This window comes from Pseudomonas sp. PDM03 (assembly GCF_014852385.1).
Taxonomy (GTDB): Bacteria; Pseudomonadota; Gammaproteobacteria; order Pseudomonadales; family Pseudomonadaceae; genus Aquipseudomonas; species Aquipseudomonas migulae.
In genome coordinates this window covers 1-19,349 of record NZ_JACVBM010000021.1, presented here as the reverse complement: position 1 = coordinate 19,349, position 19,349 = coordinate 1, and the positions used below count along the sequence as shown (strand labels likewise).

Here is a 19,349-nt window from a genome sequence, read left to right as displayed (position 1 = left end):
GCCCGCGAAAGCAATCTTGAATTCAACCCATCAACCGCGCCGTACCAAACAGACTAACCCGACTCAATTCCCCATCCGTTTCCTCCAACAAAATCGGCGCCGTCCCACCGGGCATCACCACTTTCACCTCACCCGCCGCCACCCAACCCACCCGCCACGCCGCACACGCCACCGCGCTCGCACTGGTGCCGGACGACGCCGTCGGCCCTTCCCCACGCTCAAACACCCGCGCAGCAATTTTCCACGCTGACTCACGCATCGCCCATTGCAAATTAACCCCCGCCGGGCACGGTCGCCCTGCCCCGGTCGGCATCGCGTAGGCAATGCGCGTCAACCCTTCGGACAATCGCGCTTCGCGCATCTGCTCATTGGCCGGCAATGCCTCGGCATCGTCCACAAGCGTTACACAATGCGGATTGCCGACCCGCACGAACTGGCTGCGCGACCAGGTGGGAGCCAGCGCCGACAGCGGTTGAACATGGCTGAGCCCACGGCCGTTGAATGCCACATCGGTCACCCCTTGAGCACTGACCGCCTCGGGTCCGAACGCCGGTTTTCCCAGGTCCAGCCAGAAACCCTGCACACCCTCGACCTGCGCGCGGTTCACCGATGTTTCACCGGGCGAAGGCGTGTCGACCTTGTCGTGATGAACCCTGAGCACACACGGCGCGTTTTCCGGAAACAGCCCTTGATCGCTGAGCGCCTGGGAGAAAATCGTCAGCCCGTTGCCACTGCGCTCGGCCAGGGTGCCGTCGGTGTTGACGATCAACAGATCGAACGGCGGCGAAGTTTGAAACGGGCCCACCAGCAGACCGTCGCAGCGATGGTCCTTGCTGCCGGGCGGTTGCGTACCCGGCGCCCAGGCACAGAACGCCTCGATGGCCGACAATGCCCAGGTCGTGCGGGTTTGCGCCGCCAGACTGGCCTGTTCAGGTAAATCGATCCCTTCGCGGCGCACTGCATCCGGCGCCACTACCGCGTAGATATTGCCTCGAGCATCGTAGAACGGCGTCATGGCGCCTCCCGTGTAAACATCACAGGCGTGCAACATATCGCGAAACCGCGACGGGCTGTGCAAGGATGTCACCCTGCCTGACCGCGAAACCGTCCGGACGCTGACCGAACCTCATGGGTGAGTCACTGTCCCTTGGGGACGCGACGTTTTTTGCCAAGGATCGATATGACCAACCTCAACACGCCCACCACTTTCGTGCCCGGACGCCTGGAACAGATGTCCACGCGCATTGCCTTTTTCATTGCCGGTTTCGGGATTGCCGCGTGGGCGCCGCTGGTGCCTTATGCCAAGGCCCGGGCCGGGCTGGATGAAGGCACCCTCGGTTTGCTGCTGTTGTGCCTGGGGGTGGGCTCGATTCTGGCGATGCCGATGGCGGGGCTGCTGGCCACGCGTTTCGGCTGCCGGCGCGTGCTGACGGGCGGTACGTTGTTGATCTGTCTGGCGCTGCCGCTGTTGGCGACGGTGTCCTCGGTCCCGGCGCTGATAGCGGCCTTGTTCATGTTCGGCGCGGGCCTCGGCACGGTGGATTCGACGGTGAACCTGCAAGCGGTGATCGTCGAGCGCGCCAGCGGCAAAACCATGATGTCGGGTTTCCACGGGCTGTTCAGCCTCGGCGGGATTGTCGGGGCGGCGGGCGTCAGTGCCCTGCTCGGCTTCGGGGTTTCTCCGTTGGGGGCGATGCTGGTGGTGATCGTGCTGTTGCTGATCGCACTGTGCAAAGCCGCGCCGCACTTGCTGCCGTATGGCAGCGAAAGTTCCGGGCCGGCCTTTGCCATTCCCCACGGCATCGTGCTGTTTATCGGCGGGATGTGTTTCATCGTGTTCCTTGCCGAGGGCGCGGCGCTGGACTGGAGCGCGGTGTTCCTGGCGCAGGAACGCGGGATCGATACGGCCTATGCGGGATTGGGTTATGCAGCGTTCGCGCTGACCATGACGGCCGGGCGCTTGACCGGTGACAAGATCGTCCGGCACCTCGGCGCGACACGGGTGATCGTGTTCGGTGGGCTGACGGCCGCTGCCGGCCTGTTTCTGGCAACGTTCGCCCCGAGCTGGGAGATGGCGCTGGTGGGATATGCGCTGCTGGGCGCGGGTTGCTCGAATATCGTGCCGGTGCTGTACACCGCCGTGGGCAAGCAGACGGTCATGCCTGAAAGCATTGCCGTGCCGGCGATTACGACGCTGGGTTACGCGGGGATTCTGGCGGGGCCGGCGGTGATCGGGTTCATCGCCCACGGCAGCAGTTTGAGTTTTGCCTTTGGACTGATGGCGGTGTTGTTGGTGGCGGTTGCCATTGGCGGGAAGGTGTTGAAGGCCTGAAAAGCATCGCCGGCAAGCCGGCTCCTACAAGGTTTTGGTCGTGCACAAATTCTGTGAATGACATGAAACCTGTAGGAGCCGGCTTGCCGGCGATGAGGTCAACGCGGTCTATCAGAACCCGACGCTGGCCTGCACGAAGAACGTGCGCGGTGCGCCGACGTACATGCCCGAGTTGTTGTCGCTGGAGCGGGTGAAGTACTGCTTGTCGAAGATGTTTTTCACCCCGGCGCCGACTTTCAGGTTCGATAGCTGCGCGCCAAAGTCATAACCGCCCCGCACGTTCCAGGTGACGTAACCGGGAATGTCACCGTACTGACCGTCGGCAGTGCCTTCGGTGATGTAGTTGTTGGTGAAGCTGCCGTTGGAATTCACGGCAACGCCCGGCGAACGTTGTTTGGACTGGGCAAACGCATCGACGTTGTAGGTCCAGCGGTCGATGTCATATCGCAAGCCGGCAGTCGCGACCTGGCGCGAATAGAACGGCAGGTCACGGCCCTTGAAGCCTGGAATCTCCCCTTCATACACGGCACGTGTGTAGGTGAAACCAGCGTTGGCGCTCAGGCCGTCGAGCCGTGGGTCCAGTGCCGCCATGTCGTAATGCACCGAAGCTTCAACGCCCTGGTGCGTGGTTGCGCCGAGGTTGGTCCAGCCCGCATCGTTGCTGATGTACTGCAACTCTTTATCGAAGTCGATGTAGAACAGCGTCACTTCGCCGCCCCACACATCATCGTTGTAGCGCGTGCCGAGCTCGTAGGTCTTGGCTTTTTCCGGCTCCAGACCGTTGGCGGTGCTGTCACCCGTACCGCCCTGGCCGAGCTGGAAATACTGCAGACTGCCGAACGAAGTCTCGTAGTTGGCGAACAGTTTCCAGGCATCGGAAATGTGATACATCACGCTCAAGGCCGGCAGCGGCTCGTTGCTTTCGATGCTGCGATTCTTCTCTGTCACACGCTTGCCATCGGCATCGCGTCCGGGGCGCTCATGCCAGTCGGTGCTGATGTGCTCGAAACGGATGCCGGGTGTAATCGTCCAGTTGCCGACGTCGATCTTGTCGTCGAGGTAAACGGAGTTGGCTTCCGTGCCGCCGGTACGATCCTGGTACACATGGCCGTCCGAGGCCTTGGTCACGACGGGCTCGTTGCTCTTGTTCAGCTCCAGACGGGTCGCCTGTTCGTGCATGCCTTCCTTGAGGTAGCGATAACCGACGCTGACTTCCTGGGTGGTCGGGCCCACGTCGAACACATGGGACACCCGTGGTTCGATGCCGAAGGTGTAATAGGTCCGCGGGAACGAGCCGATAGTCTTCTGGTCACGGGCGGCGATGTTGCTGCCACGGAAGCTGTCGGAGTAGTACGTCAGCACTTCTGCCTGGGTACGGTCATCGATCTGCCGTGCCCACTTGAACGAGACGTCCTTGCGGCGCCCGCTGAAGTTGTCGTTGTTGCGATCGGATTGAAACGGATTGGCGTCGTACTGCGCCTGAGTCAGGCCGCCGGGCATGTCGGCGCTGGCGTCGTAGTAATGCAGGTTGAAGCTGAAGTCGTCGACGTCGGTCGGCGCCCAGTGGGTCTTGAGCAACACGTCGTCGATGTCGTTGCCGTTGTTGCGCTCACGGTAGCCGTTGCCATTCACGCCCGAATACAACAGCGCCACGCCAATGCCGTTGTCCGCCGTACCGCCGGCAAACGCCGTGTCGATGTGCTTCCAGCCACCGTGCTTGGAGGTTTCCAGGGTGGTGCCGATTTCGGCGGAGGCTTTTTCCGGGATTGCGCGGGTCACGAAGTTGATCACACCGCCAACGTTCTGCGGCCCGTAGCGCACGGAACCGGCACCGCGTACCACGTCGATGCTGTCGAGGTTGCCCGAGGAAATCGGTGCCATGGACAGCTGCGGCTGGCCATACGGCGCGAATGCAGCCGGCACGCCGTCGATCAGCACAGTAGAGCGTGGCGACAGGCGCGAAGTCAGGCCTCGTACGCCGACGTTCAGGGAGATATCGCTGCCGCCCGTGCCGTTGGCCTCCTGCACTTGCACGCCGGGCACGCGCTTCAACACGTCGCCGACGTTCATCGCGCCTTGCTCGACCATGGCTTCGCGGCGAATCACCGTGCGGGCACCAGGATGGTTCTGCACCACGGCGGCATCAGCGTCACCGAGCCAGTCACCGACGACCTTGATGTCAGTCACGCCCAGTTCCAGCGGGCCATTGGCGGCGGAAGTCGGCGATGGAGCCGGCGTCAGGGTCACCGAACCTTCGTCGATCTGATACTCGAGACCGCTGCCCTGCAGCAATTGGCGCAAGGCCTGTTCCGGCGAAAGGTTGCCATCCACCGCCGGGGCCTGTTTGCCGGCGACCAGTTCAGGACTGAAAAAAACCTGCAACGAGGTTTGCTGGCCGAGCTCGCTCAGCGCCTGACCCAAGGGTTGCGCCGGGATGTGAATGGCATCGGCGGCAAAGGCCTGGGGCAGCGCAGCGTTGACCGCCAGCGCAAGGGCCAGCGGCAACCAAAGGGAGTTGTTGTTTTTAGCGGTGGTTTTTTTCACGTCGAACGTAGTCCTGTGGATCGCAAGAGTGTGCGCCTGTTAATGCAAACCAGTTGCAGTTGGACAGGAAGACGATCAACTCGAAAAAAACCTGAATCTATTTTGAAATTATTTCCTGACTGCCGTCATCGAGGGTGCGCACGGCCACCGGCAAGATGGTCGGCAAGGCCTTGAGCAGCGCGTCGGTGTTGTCGGATTTGAACACGCTGGTCAGGCGCAGATTGCCCACTGTGTCGTTGCCGACGGTGAGTGGCTTGGCCCGATAACGCGACACTTCCTCGGCCACTTCGGCCAGGCTGGCGTTGTTGAACACCAGTTTGCCGTTGCGCCAGGCCGTCAATTCCGCAGGGTTGACCGCATAGGCCGCGGCCACTTTGCCCTGGGCATCAATGCGCGTTCCCAGGCCAGCGGTAAGGTTGACGAACTCATTGTCCACCGCGCCGTGCCCCTGAACCCTGACCGTGCCCTGCTCCACCACGACCCGGGTGTCACTGACGCCGCGACGCACATCGAAGCGCGTGCCGGTGACCGTGACCTTGCCGCTGCCCGCCTCGACCACAAATGGCCGATCGCTGTCGTGGGCGACGCTGAACATTGCCTCGCCTTGCGTCAACTCGATGCCGCGCTGGCCTTTCTCAAAGCGCACCTGAAGACGACTGCGGCTGTTCAGGTCGATCACCGAACCGTCCGGCAGCGCCACCTGGCGACGCTCGCCCATGGCTGTCGAATACTCGGCGGTGTATGGCGCCGGTTGATTCAAACCGCTGAACAGGCCCAGGCCCAGCGCCACGGCCACCACACTGGCCGCCACCGCATAACGCACCAGCGGCCGACGTTTGCTGCGCGCCGGCGGGGTTTCGCACAAGGCTTGCAGTCGCGCACGCGGCACCAGGTCAGCGGCTGTCCACAGGCCCTGAAGCAACTGAAATTCGTCGCGGTGCTGAGGGTGCTCGTTCAGCCAGTGCTCGAAACGCTGGCGCTCTTCGACGTCGATGGCCGGCTCCTGCAAACGCACAAACCACTGCGCCGCCTCATCGCGAACCGTCGTTTGCCCGCACGCGCAATCACGAGTATCCATCATGGAAGTTCCTGTTTGGCTGGGGAAGAGAGTGCACGGCCGATCATGGTTGCAAACCGTCGAGGCGGTCGCGCAGATGCCGCAGGGTGCGGATCATATACTTTTCCACCATGTTCTTGGACAGCCCCAGGCGTTCGGCGATTTCAGCCTGGGTCAGCCCTTCGATCTTCTGCCAAACAAAAACCTTGCGACAGTTGACCGGCAACTCGGTGAGCGCCCGTTCAATGGAATCAGCCAACTGGATCGCATGCATGAAATGCTCCGGGTCGCCGGACGACGACACACTGTGATCAATCGCCTCCGACTCCATGGCGCCCCGCCGATCCTCACGCCGATAACCATCCACCGCGATGTTGCGCGCAGTCTGGTGCAAATAGGCTCGGGGTTGCTGCACCGCCGCCGAATCGGACTCAAGCACCCGCACGAAAGTGTCGTGGGCCAGATCCTCGGCCTGCTGACGATTTCTCAGGCGACGGGTCCAGGTGCCAACCAACTCTTCGTAATGCTCGAAAAAGCCGTGTCTGCGGGGCAACTTGGGGGTCATTGCGGTGTGCTGTGATGACGGGGCGTGAATAGTAATGCTTCCTATTAACTGGAAGCAATGGATTCCAGACAGCCGCCTCGCCACCACTCGTCAACGAGAAAAGTTGATTTAGGCACACAGCCAAAGGATTCTGGCAGGCATCCAAAAGAAGCCAGCCACAAGCTGTAGCAAAGTGCAGTCATGCCAGTCACCGGCGTTCGTCCAGGAATTCAGACATGTTCACCTCCTTTGCCTCACTGAAAAGAAAACCCCTCGCCCGCCTCGCGCTGGCCATCAGCCTTGGCACGCTTGGCCTGCCTTACTGGGCGGGCACCGCTCAGGCCCATGGCGGGCACGCCGAGATGGTGCCGCTGCAAGCGGGCCTTGAGGAGTTTGGGGCCACGGTGAAATGGGACGACTACGCCGACCTGTTCGTGATTGCCAAGGACGGCGTTTATCTCAAGGTCAAACCGGGCAGCAAGGTTGCCATGCTCAACGGCAAACGGATGGAGCTGAGCGTGCCGGTGGTGTTCAAGGGCAAGACCGCCTTCATGTCCAAGGACTTCATCAATCAGGTGTTCCAGTCCGGCCTGGACAAGACCTTTGTCGTCGAGACGCGCCCTAACCCGCTCAACCCGCTGAGCGCGGATGAGATCAAGACCGCTGTCGAGATCATCAAGCAATCGGAGCACTACAAACCCGGTTTCCGCTTCACGGAAGTATCGGTCAACGAGCCGCCGAAGGATCAGGTGTGGAATTTCGTCTACAGCGGGCAAAACGTCGCCCAACCGCGCCAGGCCAACATTGTGGTGCTCGACGGCAAGCATGTGGTTGAAGGCCTGGTCGATCTCGACAGCAAGACGCTCAAATCGTGGAAGCCGATTGAAGGCGCCCACGGCATGGTCTTGCTGGATGACTTCGCGACGGTGCAATCGGCGATTGAAGCGAGCCCCGAGTATGCGCAGGCGCTGACCAAACGCGGTATCAGCGATGTGAAGAAGGTGGTGGCCACGCCGTTGACGGTCGGGTACTTCGACGGCAAGGACGGGCTGGCGCAGGACAAGCGTCTGTTGAAAATCGTCAGCTATCTGAATACCGGTGACGGCAACTACTGGGCGCACCCGATCGAGGGGCTGGTGGCGATTGTCGATCTGGAACAGAAGAAACTGATCAAGATCGAAGACGACGCGGTCATTCCGGTGCCGATGAAATCGACGCCGTACGACGGACGCGGGCGTAAGGGCACGTCGGTCAAGCCGCTGGAAATCATCGAGCCCGAAGGCAAAAACTACACCATCTCCGGCAACAGCATTCACTGGCAGAACTGGGATTTCCATGTTCGCCTCGACTCGCGCGTCGGCCCGATCCTGTCCACCGTCACCTATGACGACAAGGGCAAGAAACGCAAAATCATGTACGAAGGCTCGCTGGGCGGCATGATCGTGCCTTACGGCGATCCGGATGGCGGCTGGTACTTCAAGGCTTATCTCGACTCGGGCGATTACGGCATGGGCACGCTGACCTCGCCGATTGCGCGCGGTAAAGATGCTCCGGAAAACGCGGTGCTGCTGGACGCCACCATTGCCGACTACACCGGCGCCCCGACTTCGATTCCCCGCGCCATGGCGGTGTTCGAACGCTACGCCGGCCCGGAATACAAACACCAGGAAATGGGCCAGCCCAACCTCAGCACCGAGCGTCGCGAACTGGTGGTGCGCTGGATCAGCACCGTCGGCAACTACGACTACATTTTCGACTGGGTCTTCCAGCAAAACGGCACCATTGGCATCGACGCCGGCGCCACCGGTATCGAAGCGGTCAAGGGCGTGAAATCGAAAACCATGCACGAAGCCACGGCCAAGGAAGACACGCGCTACGGCACGCTGCTGGATCACAACATCGTCGGCACCACGCACCAGCACATCTACAACTTCCGCCTGGACATGGACGTGGACGGTGAGAACAACTCGCTGGTGGAAGTGAACCCGGTGGTTGCCCCGAACGACCGTGGCGGACCGCGCACCAGCACGATGCAGACCGAAACCAAAGTCGTCGGCACCGAGCAGCAAGCCGCGCAGAAATTCGACCCGTCGACTGTTCGCCTGCTGACCAATACCAGCAAGGAAAACAAAGTCGGCAACCCGGTTTCCTATCAGTTGATTCCGTATGCCGGCGGCACGCACCCGGTGGCCAAGGGAGCCAATTTCGGCAAGGACGAATGGCTCTATCACCGCCTGAGCTTCATGGACAAACAGCTGTGGGTGACGCGCTACAACCCGGAAGAGAAGTATCCGGAAGGCAAATACCCGAACCGCTCGGACAAGGATGCGGGGCTTGGGCAGTTCACCCACGACAACCAGTCCATCGAAAACAGCGATGACGTGGTCTGGCTGACCACCGGCACCACGCACATCGCCCGTGCGGAGGAATGGCCGATCATGCCGACCGAGTGGGTGCATGTGCTGTTGAAGCCTTGGAATTTCTTCGATGAAACGCCGACGCTGAACCTCAACGTGCCGCAGTAATGCGCGCCCCCCTGTAGGAGCCGGCTTGCTGCGGGCGGCGTTCCGACGATCGCGGTGTGTCAGTCGAGATTAATGTTTCTGACACTCCGCCATCGTCGGAACGCCGCCCGCAGCAAGCCGGCTCCTACAGGGGGTAATGTGTTTTCAAGGGGACGGTCAAGCGTGTTTTTTGCGGTACTCACCGGGCGAAATGCCGAAGCGCGATTTGAACGCGGTGGAAAAGTAGCTCGAATCCGAAAAGCCCCACGAATACCCCAGCACCGACAACTTCTGCTCGGTACGCGTTTGGCGCAGAGACTCCGCGCACAAATCCAGACGCCGATTCTTGATGTACCGCGCCACCACCAATCCCTTCTTGGCAAACATCCGGTACAAACCACGCGTCGACATTCCCACCTCGCGCGCCAGCCATTCGGGGCAGAGGTCTTCCGAGCGGATGTGCTCATCGATGAAGCCCAGAGTCTTGCGAAAAAGGCGCTCATGCACGTCCGCGCATGCTTCGCTGTGACTGATGGCCGGACGCAGCAGGCTGACAATCGCCTCCAGCGTCGCTTCGCTTTCTGCCCGGCTCAGGCATTGCTGGTGCGTGGCGTCCAGAATCAAACGGTGCGAGAGCATCGCGATGGGGGATGTCGCGGCGATCCGGTGACCGCACCGGACCTGATTGAAGCGCAGGGTTTGCTCGACCAGTTGCGACGGCAGAATCAATGACAGCTGCCGGGAGTTTTCACTGTAGGTAAAGTCGCTGGGGCGCGAGGCGTCGATCAGCGTGATATCCCCGGCCGACAGCAACACCTTGCTGTCGCCCTGAGCCATGCCGGCGCTGCCATCGAGCTGAAACACCGCAAAGTATTTACCGTCCTCGCCCGCCGCCACTTCGTGAGGCGTGCGGTACAGCCGTGCCTGGCGGGCATCGACAAAACTGAGCTTCAGCGCGCCGTCCTGGTGCTCGCGGATCTGTCCGGCAAACTCATCGCCCAGAGGTTGCGCATTGAAGGCGCCACAAATCTGGTTGATCTGATGAATCCACTGATCGAAGCCATCACGGCGCTGTGCAATTGAAGAAATCATGTCGGGCCTCACGCAGGCTTGTTTTTATTATCTACGCCAATCCACGGGTTCTCCTGAACAGTGCCGCTCCTACGGAAACAGACGGGTTATTTAAGCCCGCCAAAACGCCGATAAAAGCTTTCGCCCACGTCCGGCAACGGACCATCGGCGGTTTCCAGTGCATTGTTCAACCACTCTTCGGCCTTGGCGTAGATCAGCCGGTAAATGTTGCGGCACAACTGGCGGGCGGCGCGTCCTTCCCAATCGCCGGGCAACAACTCGTCCGGCAATTGCGGGTCACGCAGCAGCAGTTTGCGGTACTCGTGAATAAGCAGGACCCGTGCCAGGAAGCAGTCCGACGGTTGCAGGTTTTCCTGCTCGCGAAGCGCTTGCCAGAGCGGTCGGAACAGCTGGATGAACTCGCTGTAATGGGCCGCCAGCTCCTCGATGTTCCAGCTCTCGCGCACCTGCAAACGCAGGGCCTTGGAGGCAAGCACGTCTTGTGCGGTGGTTTCGAAGACGATGGTGTCTTCCTGGGCACCCAGGTCGAGCAAGGTTGCGTTGACGTCGGCCCGATCACTGCGCGGGCAGGCCAGCACGGCGGGCGATATCGCACCAAAACCTTGCCACTCCAGTTCTTCGCGCACTTGTTTGCGCTTGTCCTGGGTCAGTTGGGTGAGCATCACCAGGCACCACGAACCGTCCCAGGCCGGAACGGTGGAGCTGTAGACCCGCTTGAAGGCTTTGTCGAAACGCCGACGGCCGGCGCCGGTCAGGCTGTAGTAGCTGCGGCGCCCGACTTTTTCGGCGGTCAGCCAGCCTTCCTTGGTCAGGCGAAAAATCGAGGTGCGGATCAGCCGTTCGTTGATGCCGATAGGCTCGAGCAACTGAATCAGGCTGCCCAGCCACACCGTGCCGCCGTGGGGTTCGATGGCATCCCCGTACAGCGTGATGATCAAGGAGCTGGCGCGGATCGGCGTCTGCTCCTGGAAGCGGGTAATCAGATGGTTCAAGGGTGTCAGGGACGACATGGGCGTACCGAGCTGAAAAAAGAAAAGGAATATACCGAATGTCCGCCGGATAAGCGCATTCCCCTGTAGGAGCCGGCTTGCTGGCGATAGCGGTGTGTCAGAAACATTAATGTCGGCTGACACACCGCTATCGCCAGCAAGCCGGCTCCTACAGGGGATTGTGTGTTCACAGAGAACTGCCCTTGGGCCGCAGGCCGCTGTCGCTGATACGTGGGCGGTCGGGCTCCGGTTCGGTCAGCGGCTCGCAGACTTGCATCTGCTCCAGGCAACGCTTGGCCAGTTGCTGATATTCACGAGTGCCCGCCTGCTTCCACGACACCTCTTCATCGCTGAGGCTGCGCTTGACGCTGGCCGGCGCGCCCATGATCAGCGACTGCTCGGGGCCTTCGAAACCGGCCTTGACGAAGGCCGCCGCCGAGACGAATGAACGGGCACCGATGCGCGCATTGTCCATCACCACCGCATTCATGCCCACCAACGCGTCGGCGCCAATCCGGCAGCCGTGCAACACCGCGCCATGGCCGATGTGACCGTTGCGCTCGACCACGGTGTCGCTGTCCGGGAAACCGTGCATCACGCAGGTGTCCTGCAGATTGGCGCCCTCCTCCAGCACGATCCGGCCGAAGTCACCGCGCAGACTCGCCAGCGGACCGACGTAGCAATGGGGACCGATGATCACGTCGCCGATCAGCACGGCGGACGGGTGAACGTAAGCGCTGGGGTCAACCACCGGAGTCAGGCCATCGAGGCTGTAGCAGGTCATGGGGCGTTTCCTTATAGAGCATTCACAAAGCGATGCCGATGCAGGCTCATTTTGTATCACATCACTTTTACATTAACAAAGCACAAAAACCGTATCACTTACAAAGCCACTGGCCCGCCGCGTCTATTTAGACGACAAAACCCCGGCTAAAACCAATAAAACAGGCGCATCCAGCGCTTGAGCAAAGCCATTCAAACCACAGCCATAAAACCACAAACCCGACGATAGGACACATTAAATCTATTTTTGTATTGCATTTACGTATCACGTTATAGGTATACTCCGGCAAAACCGGCCTACGCGCCGATCCAATAATGAGCCGGCATTACAGCCGAGCGTGCACCGTGAGGGCATCCGCCATGCCTCTAACCCTTGCTGTCGAACTCTTCGAACCGGGCGTCCGCCTGATTACCTTGCAGCGTCCGCAAGCGTTGAATGCCCTGACCACCCAATTGCTGGGTGAACTGGCGGACGAACTGACGGCCGCGCAAGCCGATGCCGAGACCCGCGTCGTGGTCCTGACCGGCAGCCGCAAAGCCTTCGCGGCCGGTGCCGACATAAAGGAAATGGCCGAACGCAATCTGGTCGGCATCCTCGACGACCCGCGCCAGGCGTCGTGGCAAACCATCACCCGCTTCAACAAACCGCTGATCGCCGCCGTCAACGGCTTCGCCCTCGGCGGTGGCTGCGAACTGGCGATGCACGCCGACATCATCATCGCCGGCGAGGACGCACGTTTCGGCCAGCCGGAAATCAATCTCGGGATCATGCCCGGCGCCGGTGGAACCCAACGTTTGCTGCGCGCCGTTGGCAAATCCATGGCCATGCAGATGGTCCTGACCGGCGAGCCGATCGACGCCCGCCAGGCCCAGCGCGCCGGGCTAGTCAGCGAAGTCACCCAACCGGAATTCACCGTCGAGCGTGCGCTGCAGATCGCCCGCAGCATTGCCACGAAAGCACCGCTGGCGGTGCGTCTGGCCAAGGAAGCGCTGCTCAAGGCGATGGACACCGACCTCGCCAGCGGCCTGCGTTTCGAGCGCCACGCCTTCACCGTGCTGGCCGGCACCCGCGACCGCGACGAAGGCATTGCGGCCTTTCAGCAAAAGCGCACGCCGACCTTCACTGGCCAGTAATCCGGCCATCGATAACGAATTCGAACGACCTCCCAGAGAACGCCAAGACCATGAACTTCGAACACATCCTGTTTTCCATCGAGGCCGGCGTTGCCCTGCTGAGCCTCAATCGCCCGGACCAACTCAATAGCTTCAACACGCAGATGCACGGCGAAGTGAAGGAAGCGCTCAAGCAGGTTCGGCAGAACCCGGACGTGCGCGTACTGTTGCTGACCGGTGAAGGTCGCGGTTTCTGCGCCGGGCAAGACCTCAGCGACCGCAATGTCGCGCCGGGCAGCGCCGTGCCGGATCTGGGCGAGTCCATCGAGAAGTTCTACAACCCGCTGATCCGCCAATTGCGCGACCTGCCGCTGCCGGTGATCTGCGCGGTCAACGGCGTGGCGGCCGGCGCCGGCGCCAACATTCCACTGGCTTGCGATCTGGTATTGGCAGCGCGTTCGGCGAGCTTCATCCAGGCCTTCTGCAAGATCGGTTTGATCCCGGATTCCGGCGGCACCTGGACCTTGCCGCGCCTGGTCGGCATGGCCCGCGCCAAGGCGCTGGCCTTGCTCGGCAATCGCCTGAGCGCCGAGCAAGCCGAGCAATGGGGGCTGATCTACCGCGTGGTGGATGACGCCGAATTGCGCAATGAAGCCCTGACCCTCGCCCGCCATCTGGCCACGCAACCGACGTATGGCCTGGCGCTGATCAAGCGCAGCCTCAACGCCAGCCTGAGCAACACCTTCGACGAACAGCTGGAGCTGGAAAAAGACCTGCAACGCCTGGCCGGGCGCAGCGAGGATTACCGTGAAGGCGTCAGCGCGTTCATGGAAAAACGCAGCCCAAGTTTCAAGGGGCGCTGAGTCATGACCGCACTGAACACTAACGCGCGCATCGCAGTGATCGGCGCCGGCGCCATGGGCGCTGGCATTGCCCAGGTCGCGGCGCAGGCCGGTCATCCGGTGTTGCTGCTGGACAATCGCCCCGGCGCTGCGGCCCAGGCCATTGAAGGCATTGATCGACAACTGGGCAAACGGGTCGAGAACGGCAAACTGTCCGCCGAGTCGCGCAGCGCAACGATTGCGCGCCTGCACGCCGTGGAGGCCATCGAAGCGCTGGCCGAGTGCGAGTTGATCATCGAGGCCATCGTCGAAAACCTTGAGGTCAAACGCGCGCTCTTTCGCCAACTTGAAGGCATCTGCGGTGAGCACTGCATTCTGGCGAGCAACACCTCGTCGCTGTCGATCACCAGCATCGCCGCGCAACTGAACCATCCGCAACGCTTGCTCGGCTTGCACTTCTTCAACCCGGCGCCGGTCATGGCGCTGGTGGAAATCGTGTCGGGGCTGGCCAGCGATCCGGCGTTGGCCGAGTGTCTGTACGACACCGCCAAAGCCTGGGGCAAAAAACCCGTACACACCCGCTCGACACCGGGCTTCATCGTCAACCGCGTCGCCCGCCCGTTCTACGCCGAAAGCCTGCGCCTGCTGCAGGAAGGCGCGGCGGATTGCCCGACGCTGGATGCGCTGATGCGCGAGGCCGGTGGTTTTGCGATGGGCGCCTTCGAACTGACCGATCTGATCGGCCATGACGTCAACTATGCCGTGACCTGTTCGGTGTTTGATGCCTATTACGGGGACACACGTTTTCTGCCTTCGCTGATTCAGAAGGAATTGGTCGACGCCGGGCGCCTGGGTCGCAAGAGCGGCCATGGCTTCTACCGTTATGCCGAAAGCTCCGAGCGGCCGCAGCCGACCTCTATTAGCAGCGATCACCCGGTTGAAACCTGCGTCATGGAAGGTGATCTCGGCATCGCCAACGCGTTGATTGCACGTCTGCGCGAACATCAGATCAACGTCATTCAGCGCGATGGCCAAGGCCTGTTGAAAGTCGGCGATGCCGTGCTGGCGCTTAGCGACGGGCGCATGGCCTGTCAGCGGGCGAAAGAAGACGGGCTGCGCAATCTGATCCTGCTGGACCTGGCCTTCGACTACGGCAAGGCCAGCCGCATCGCCATCAGTTGCTCGGCAGACATCTCCCCTTCGGCACTCGAACACGGCGTCGCACTGCTGCAACGCGCTGGATTCACCGTCAGCCAACTCAGCGACAGCCCGGCGCTCGCGGTGTTGCGCACGGTGGCGATGCTCGCCAACGAAGCCGCCGACGCCGTGCTGCAAGGCGTGGCCTCGGCCGCCGACATCGATCTGGCGATGCGCGCCGGGGTCAATTACCCGCAAGGCCCGCTGGCCTGGGCCGACGCCATTGGCCTCGCACACATCCTCAACGTGCTGGAAAACCTGCAAACGAGTTACGGCGAACAACGCTATCGACCGTCGCTGCTGTTGCGCCGCCGCGTCGCTGAAGGGAGGACGCTCCATGACTAATCACGAAGCAATGAACCTGGCCAGCAACTGCGCGCAAACGATGTTCAAGCGCGACGCCGCGAGCCAGGCCATGGGCATGCGCCTGCTCTCGGCGGCACCGGGCTGCGCCCGCGTCGGCATGAGCGTGCGCGCCGACATGATTCAGGGCCACGGCACTTGCCACGGCGGTTACCTGTTCGCCCTCGCCGACTCGGCGTTTGCCTTTGCCTGCAACAGCTACAACGAAGCCACCGTGGCCATCGGTTGCAGCATCGACTACATCGCCCCGGCACGCCTGGGCGACACCTTGACCGCCGATTGCACCGAGCAGAGCCGCTCCGGTCGCACCGGCAACTACGACGTGCGCATTGAAAACCAACTGGGCCAGCTGATCGCGCTGTTCCATGGCAAATCCTACAAAGTGCGCGGCGCTGTGCTCGCGCAGGAGACCCCGAATGAATGACGCCTTGATCATCGACGCCGTGCGGACCCCGATCGGCCGCTACGCTGGTGCCTTGAGCAGCGTACGCGCCGACGACCTCGGTGCAGTGCCGTTGCGCGAACTGCTGCGCCGCCACCCGCAGGTCAACTGGAATGCCGTTGATGATGTGATCTACGGTTGCGCCAACCAGGCCGGCGAAGACAACCGCAACGTCGCGCGCATGTCGGCGCTGTTGGCCGGGTTGCCGGTCAGCGTGCCGGGCACCACGCTCAACCGTTTGTGCGGTTCCGGGCTGGATGCCATCGGCACCGCAGCGCGGGCGATTCGTTGCGGCGAAGCCGGGCTGATGCTGGTCGGCGGCGTCGAATCGATGTCCCGCGCGCCGTTGGTCATGGGCAAGGCCGAACAGGCCTTCTCCCGGGATGCGCAGGTCTACGACACCACCATCGGCTGGCGCTTCGTCAATCCGCTGATGAAAAAAACCTACGGCATCGACTCGATGCCGGAAACCGCCGAGAACGTCGCCGAGCAGTTCAACATCTCTCGCGCCGACCAGGACGCCTTTGCCCTGCGCAGCCAGCAGCGTGCCGGCGCGGCCCAGGCCAGTGGGCGCCTGGCCAAGGAAATCGTCGCGGTGGAAATCCCGCAGCGCAAAGGCCCGGCCAAAGTCGTCGAACACGACGAACACCCGCGCGGCGACACCACGCTTGAGCAGTTGCAGAAACTCGGCACGCCGTTTCGCGAAGGCGGCAGCGTCACCGCCGGCAATGCCTCCGGGGTCAATGACGGCGCTTGCGCGCTGTTGCTGGCCAGCCCGGCGGTCGCCAAACGCCATGGCCTGAAGGCTCGCGGCCGGGTTGTGGCCATGGCCACTGCCGGCGTCGAGCCGCGCATCATGGGCATCGGCCCAGTGCCAGCGACGCGCAAAGTGCTGGAACTGGCCAACCTGAGCCTCGCCGACATGGACGTGATCGAACTCAACGAAGCCTTCGCCGCGCAAGGCCTGGCGGTGTTGCGTGAACTGGGTTTGAGCGACACCGACCCGCGGGTCAACCCGAATGGCGGCGCCATCGCCCTCGGCCACCCATTGGGCATGAGCGGTGCACGGCTGGTGACCACCGCCCTGCACGAACTGGAAGAACGTCAGGGCCGCTACGCCTTGTGCACCATGTGCATCGGCGTCGGCCAGGGCATTGCGCTGATCATCGAGCGCTTGTCCGACTAAAGAATCGCGATTCCCGGGGAGCCTAGAGGTATCCTTGGGGCATGCACTCAAAGCCCGGCTGCGGCCGGGCTGAAACACAAAAATAATTCGAGTGAAGTTATGAACATGCCAATTGCCAAAGCCGTGCTTGATCCCGTGCTGGACCCGCTGGAAACCGCCAGCATCGACGAACTCCGTCAGCACCAGCTGGAACGCCTGCGCTGGAGCCTCAACCACGCCTACAAAAATGTGCCGCTGTACCGTCAGCGCTTTGATGCACTGGGCGTGCACCCGGATGACATCAAATCCCTGGAAGACCTGGCGAAGTTTCCGTTCACCACCAAATCCGACCTGCGCGACAACTACCCCTACGGCATGTTTGCCGTGCCGATGCAGGACGTGGTGCGCCTGCACGCGTCCAGCGGCACCACCGGCAAACCGACCGTCGTCGGTTACACACAGAACGACATCGACACCTGGGCCAACGTGGTCGCGCGCTCGATCCGCGCAGCCGGTGGCCGACGTGGCGACAAAGTGCACATTTCCTATGGCTACGGCCTGTTCACCGGCGGCCTCGGCGCGCACTACGGTGCCGAACGCCTGGGTTGCACGGTGATTCCGATGTCCGGCGGGCAGACTGAAAAGCAAGTGCAACTGATCAAGGATTTCCAGCCGGACATCATCATGGTCACGCCGTCGTACATGCTCAACATCGCCGATGAAATCGAGCGACAGGGCATCGACCCGCACAAACTGGCCCTGCGCCTGGGCATCTTCGGTGCCGAGCCGTGGACCGGCGAACTGCGCAGCGCCATCGAGAACCGTTTGGGCATCACCGCACTGGACATCTACGGCCTCTCGGAAATCATGGGGCCGGGCGTCGCCATGGAATGCGCCGAAACCAAGGACGGCCCGACGATCTGGGAAGACCACTTCTACCCGGAAATCATCGACCCGGTCACCGGCGAAGTGCTGCCGGACGGGCAGATGGGCGAACTGGTGTTCACGTCCCTGAGCAAGGAAGCCTTGCCGATGATCCGCTACCGCACCCGCGACCTGACGCGCTTGTTGCCGGGGACTGCGCGGCCGATGCGGCGGATCGACAAGATCACCGGGCGTAGCGACGACATGTTGATCATTCGCGGGGTTAACGTGTTTCCGACGCAGATCGAGGAGCAGGTGCTGAAAATCAAACAGCTTTCAGAGTGTTATGAGATTCATCTGTATCGCAACGGGAACCTGGACAGCGTGGATGTGCATGTCGAGTTGAAGGCTGAGCACCAGCACTTGAGCGATGAGCAGCAGAGGGCTGTTTGTGGCGAGTTGAGCAAGCACATCAAGACGTATATCGGGATCAGTTCGCGGATTGTTTTGCAGCCTCTGCATTCGATCAAGCGCTCTGAGGGCAAGGCTTGTCACGTAATGGACAAACGCCCGAAAGCATGACTGCTGCACCCTTTAAGCCCCGCTTTTGCGGGGCTTTTTTTTTGGGTGTGTGCGCACGAATCCTGTGGGAGCTGGCTTGCTCGGGAAGGCTTTATAGGCAGCCCGACTCTCGCGGATGTACACGGTCCTTGTAGGAGCCGGCTTGCTGGCGATGGCTATATGAGGGTGTACATATCCATTCCTGCGGTAACGGCGGCTATTGGTTTCGCCCTTACGGCGAGTCACTTGGAAAAGCCCCAAGTAACCAAGGGCTCTTGCCCCTTTCGTTCGGTGCCTCGCTAATGCTCGGCATGCCCTCGCTCCGGTCCTGCTCCGTGGGCCCGCCGCCATCGGCCATCCATGGCCGGGGGCGGCTACCGCGGCATCCATGCCGCGGTGCCCACTGCGCAGAACCTCCACTCGGCCTCTCGAGGGGGCGCTCAGTTCAAAAGCGGAAGGCGAGCTAACGCTCGACCTGATGAGTGGTGGGAATCAAAAGCGTATGGGATTCCCTGTAGGAGCCGGCTTGCCGGCGAAAAGCATTTGGGCGACGCGTTCATTCAGACAGCCCGCGTTATCGTTGACCTCCATCGCTGGCAAGCCAGCTCCTACAATTTTGAATCGTGTGAACCCAATCACCGTGTAGGAGCCGGCTTGCTGGCGATAGCGGTGGATCAGTCGACGCATGTATTGGCTGGACGGACGACATCGCCAGCAAGCCGGCTCCTACAGGGGGCGGTGTACAAATTCGGAATGGGTGAGCGCAGCCGAGAAGAACAACGCGTTCGAACAGAGAGCCAGGTCGGCTTTCAGGCCGCCTCGGCGGCTGCGGCGGTGGTCGCCCCCTCGAGAGGCCGAGTGGAGGTTCTGCGCAGTGGGCAACCCGGCATGGATGCCGGGTTAGCCGCGCACGGCCATGGATGGCCGATCGCGGCGGGCCCACGGAGCAGGACCGGA

The 19,349-nt window shown here is 61.8% G+C and carries 15 protein-coding genes; 8 read left to right on the top strand and 7 right to left on the bottom strand.

The annotated features are described in order from the left end of the window. Window positions 1–22: 22 nt before the first annotated feature. Complete coding sequence (locus IB254_RS24050) at window positions 23–1,015, bottom strand: diaminopimelate epimerase (RefSeq protein ID WP_192419800.1); 993 nt, start codon at window positions 1,013–1,015, stop codon at window positions 23–25. A gap of 165 nt (window positions 1,016–1,180) precedes the next feature. On the opposite strand from IB254_RS24050, the gene IB254_RS24045 reads away from it, so the two are divergent. Next, complete coding sequence (locus IB254_RS24045; RefSeq protein WP_192419799.1) at window positions 1,181–2,332, top strand: MFS transporter; 1,152 nt, start codon at window positions 1,181–1,183, stop codon at window positions 2,330–2,332. A gap of 111 nt (window positions 2,333–2,443) precedes the next feature. Here the strand turns inward: IB254_RS24045 and IB254_RS24040 are convergent, their stop codons facing one another. The 3 genes from IB254_RS24040 to IB254_RS24030 form a co-directional block, all read right to left on the bottom strand. Continuing rightward, entirely contained in the window at window positions 2,444–4,876 is a 2,433-nt protein-coding gene (locus IB254_RS24040; RefSeq protein ID WP_192419798.1) for a TonB-dependent siderophore receptor, read from the bottom strand. Between the two features lie 97 nt (window positions 4,877–4,973). Then, window positions 4,974–5,957, bottom strand: coding sequence for a FecR family protein (locus IB254_RS24035; RefSeq protein WP_192419797.1), 984 nt, complete (start codon window positions 5,955–5,957; stop codon window positions 4,974–4,976). 40 nt (window positions 5,958–5,997) lie between these two features. Next, a complete protein-coding gene (locus IB254_RS24030) occupies window positions 5,998–6,498 on the bottom strand; it encodes a sigma-70 family RNA polymerase sigma factor (protein ID WP_008038304.1) in 501 nt (166 codons plus the stop codon). 215 nt (window positions 6,499–6,713) lie between these two features. Here IB254_RS24030 and tynA point away from each other — a divergent pair, with 215 nt between their 5' ends. Beyond that, the gene (gene tynA / locus IB254_RS24025) at window positions 6,714–9,002 is read left to right on the top strand and encodes a primary-amine oxidase (protein WP_192419796.1); all 2,289 of its coding nucleotides are present in this window, start codon (window positions 6,714–6,716) and stop codon (window positions 9,000–9,002) included. 156 nt (window positions 9,003–9,158) lie between these two features. On the opposite strand, the gene feaR is transcribed toward tynA, so the two are convergent. The 3 genes from feaR to paaY form a co-directional block, all read right to left on the bottom strand. Continuing rightward, window positions 9,159–10,073: a transcriptional regulator FeaR gene (feaR, locus tag IB254_RS24020; protein WP_192419794.1), complete on the bottom strand. Its 915-nt coding sequence runs from the start codon at window positions 10,071–10,073 to the stop codon at window positions 9,159–9,161. 86 nt (window positions 10,074–10,159) lie between these two features. Beyond that, window positions 10,160–11,083, bottom strand: a complete 924-nt coding sequence (gene paaX / locus IB254_RS24015; RefSeq protein ID WP_008038300.1) for a phenylacetic acid degradation operon negative regulatory protein PaaX — start codon at window positions 11,081–11,083, stop codon at window positions 10,160–10,162. A gap of 166 nt (window positions 11,084–11,249) precedes the next feature. Continuing rightward, window positions 11,250–11,846, bottom strand: a complete 597-nt coding sequence (paaY, locus tag IB254_RS24010; RefSeq protein WP_008038299.1) for a phenylacetic acid degradation protein PaaY — start codon at window positions 11,844–11,846, stop codon at window positions 11,250–11,252. A 359-nt stretch (window positions 11,847–12,205) separates the two neighbouring features. Between paaY and paaF the strand changes: the two genes are divergently transcribed. The 6 genes from paaF to paaK all read left to right on the top strand — a co-directional run bounded on the left by paaF (window position 12,206) and on the right by paaK (window position 18,413). Further along, window positions 12,206–12,979, top strand: coding sequence for a 2,3-dehydroadipyl-CoA hydratase PaaF (gene paaF / locus IB254_RS24005; protein WP_192419792.1), 774 nt, complete (start codon window positions 12,206–12,208; stop codon window positions 12,977–12,979). A 50-nt stretch (window positions 12,980–13,029) separates the two neighbouring features. Then, the gene (gene paaG / locus IB254_RS24000; RefSeq protein WP_008038297.1) at window positions 13,030–13,821 is read left to right on the top strand and encodes a 2-(1,2-epoxy-1,2-dihydrophenyl)acetyl-CoA isomerase PaaG; all 792 of its coding nucleotides are present in this window, start codon (window positions 13,030–13,032) and stop codon (window positions 13,819–13,821) included. 3 nt (window positions 13,822–13,824) lie between these two features. Next, window positions 13,825–15,342, top strand: a complete 1,518-nt coding sequence (paaH, locus tag IB254_RS23995) for a 3-hydroxyacyl-CoA dehydrogenase PaaH (protein ID WP_192419790.1) — start codon at window positions 13,825–13,827, stop codon at window positions 15,340–15,342. Next, the gene (gene paaI, locus IB254_RS23990; RefSeq protein WP_008025274.1) at window positions 15,335–15,784 is read left to right on the top strand and encodes a hydroxyphenylacetyl-CoA thioesterase PaaI; all 450 of its coding nucleotides are present in this window, start codon (window positions 15,335–15,337) and stop codon (window positions 15,782–15,784) included. The genes paaH and paaI overlap by 8 nt, the downstream gene beginning before the upstream one ends. Next, entirely contained in the window at window positions 15,777–16,988 is a 1,212-nt protein-coding gene (pcaF, locus tag IB254_RS23985) for a 3-oxoadipyl-CoA thiolase (protein ID WP_192228902.1), read from the top strand. Before paaI ends, pcaF begins: the two co-directional genes overlap by 8 nt. Before the next feature lie 99 nt (window positions 16,989–17,087). Further along, complete coding sequence (gene paaK, locus IB254_RS23980) at window positions 17,088–18,413, top strand: phenylacetate--CoA ligase PaaK (protein ID WP_008025272.1); 1,326 nt, start codon at window positions 17,088–17,090, stop codon at window positions 18,411–18,413. Window positions 18,414–19,349: the final 936 nt, after the last annotated feature.

What these genes read in the sequence shown, in the direction of transcription:
- IB254_RS24050 (WP_192419800.1), bottom strand. Translation starts at nt 1,015, where the DNA reads ATGACGCCGTTCTACGATGCTCGAGGCAATATCTACGCGGTAGTGGCG.
- IB254_RS24045 (WP_192419799.1), top strand. Translation starts at nt 1,181, where the DNA reads ATGACCAACCTCAACACGCCCACCACTTTCGTGCCCGGACGCCTGGAA.
- IB254_RS24035 (WP_192419797.1), bottom strand. Translation starts at nt 5,957, where the DNA reads ATGATGGATACTCGTGATTGCGCGTGCGGGCAAACGACGGTTCGCGAT.
- IB254_RS24030 (WP_008038304.1), bottom strand. Translation starts at nt 6,498, where the DNA reads ATGACCCCCAAGTTGCCCCGCAGACACGGCTTTTTCGAGCATTACGAA.
- tynA (WP_192419796.1), top strand. Translation starts at nt 6,714, where the DNA reads ATGTTCACCTCCTTTGCCTCACTGAAAAGAAAACCCCTCGCCCGCCTC.
- feaR (WP_192419794.1), bottom strand. Translation starts at nt 10,073, where the DNA reads ATGATTTCTTCAATTGCACAGCGCCGTGATGGCTTCGATCAGTGGATT.
- paaX (WP_008038300.1), bottom strand. Translation starts at nt 11,083, where the DNA reads ATGTCGTCCCTGACACCCTTGAACCATCTGATTACCCGCTTCCAGGAG.
- paaY (WP_008038299.1), bottom strand. Translation starts at nt 11,846, where the DNA reads ATGACCTGCTACAGCCTCGATGGCCTGACTCCGGTGGTTGACCCCAGC.
- paaF (WP_192419792.1), top strand. Translation starts at nt 12,206, where the DNA reads ATGCCTCTAACCCTTGCTGTCGAACTCTTCGAACCGGGCGTCCGCCTG.
- paaG (WP_008038297.1), top strand. Translation starts at nt 13,030, where the DNA reads ATGAACTTCGAACACATCCTGTTTTCCATCGAGGCCGGCGTTGCCCTG.
- paaH (WP_192419790.1), top strand. Translation starts at nt 13,825, where the DNA reads ATGACCGCACTGAACACTAACGCGCGCATCGCAGTGATCGGCGCCGGC.
- paaI (WP_008025274.1), top strand. Translation starts at nt 15,335, where the DNA reads ATGACTAATCACGAAGCAATGAACCTGGCCAGCAACTGCGCGCAAACG.
- pcaF (WP_192228902.1), top strand. Translation starts at nt 15,777, where the DNA reads ATGAATGACGCCTTGATCATCGACGCCGTGCGGACCCCGATCGGCCGC.
- paaK (WP_008025272.1), top strand. Translation starts at nt 17,088, where the DNA reads ATGAACATGCCAATTGCCAAAGCCGTGCTTGATCCCGTGCTGGACCCG.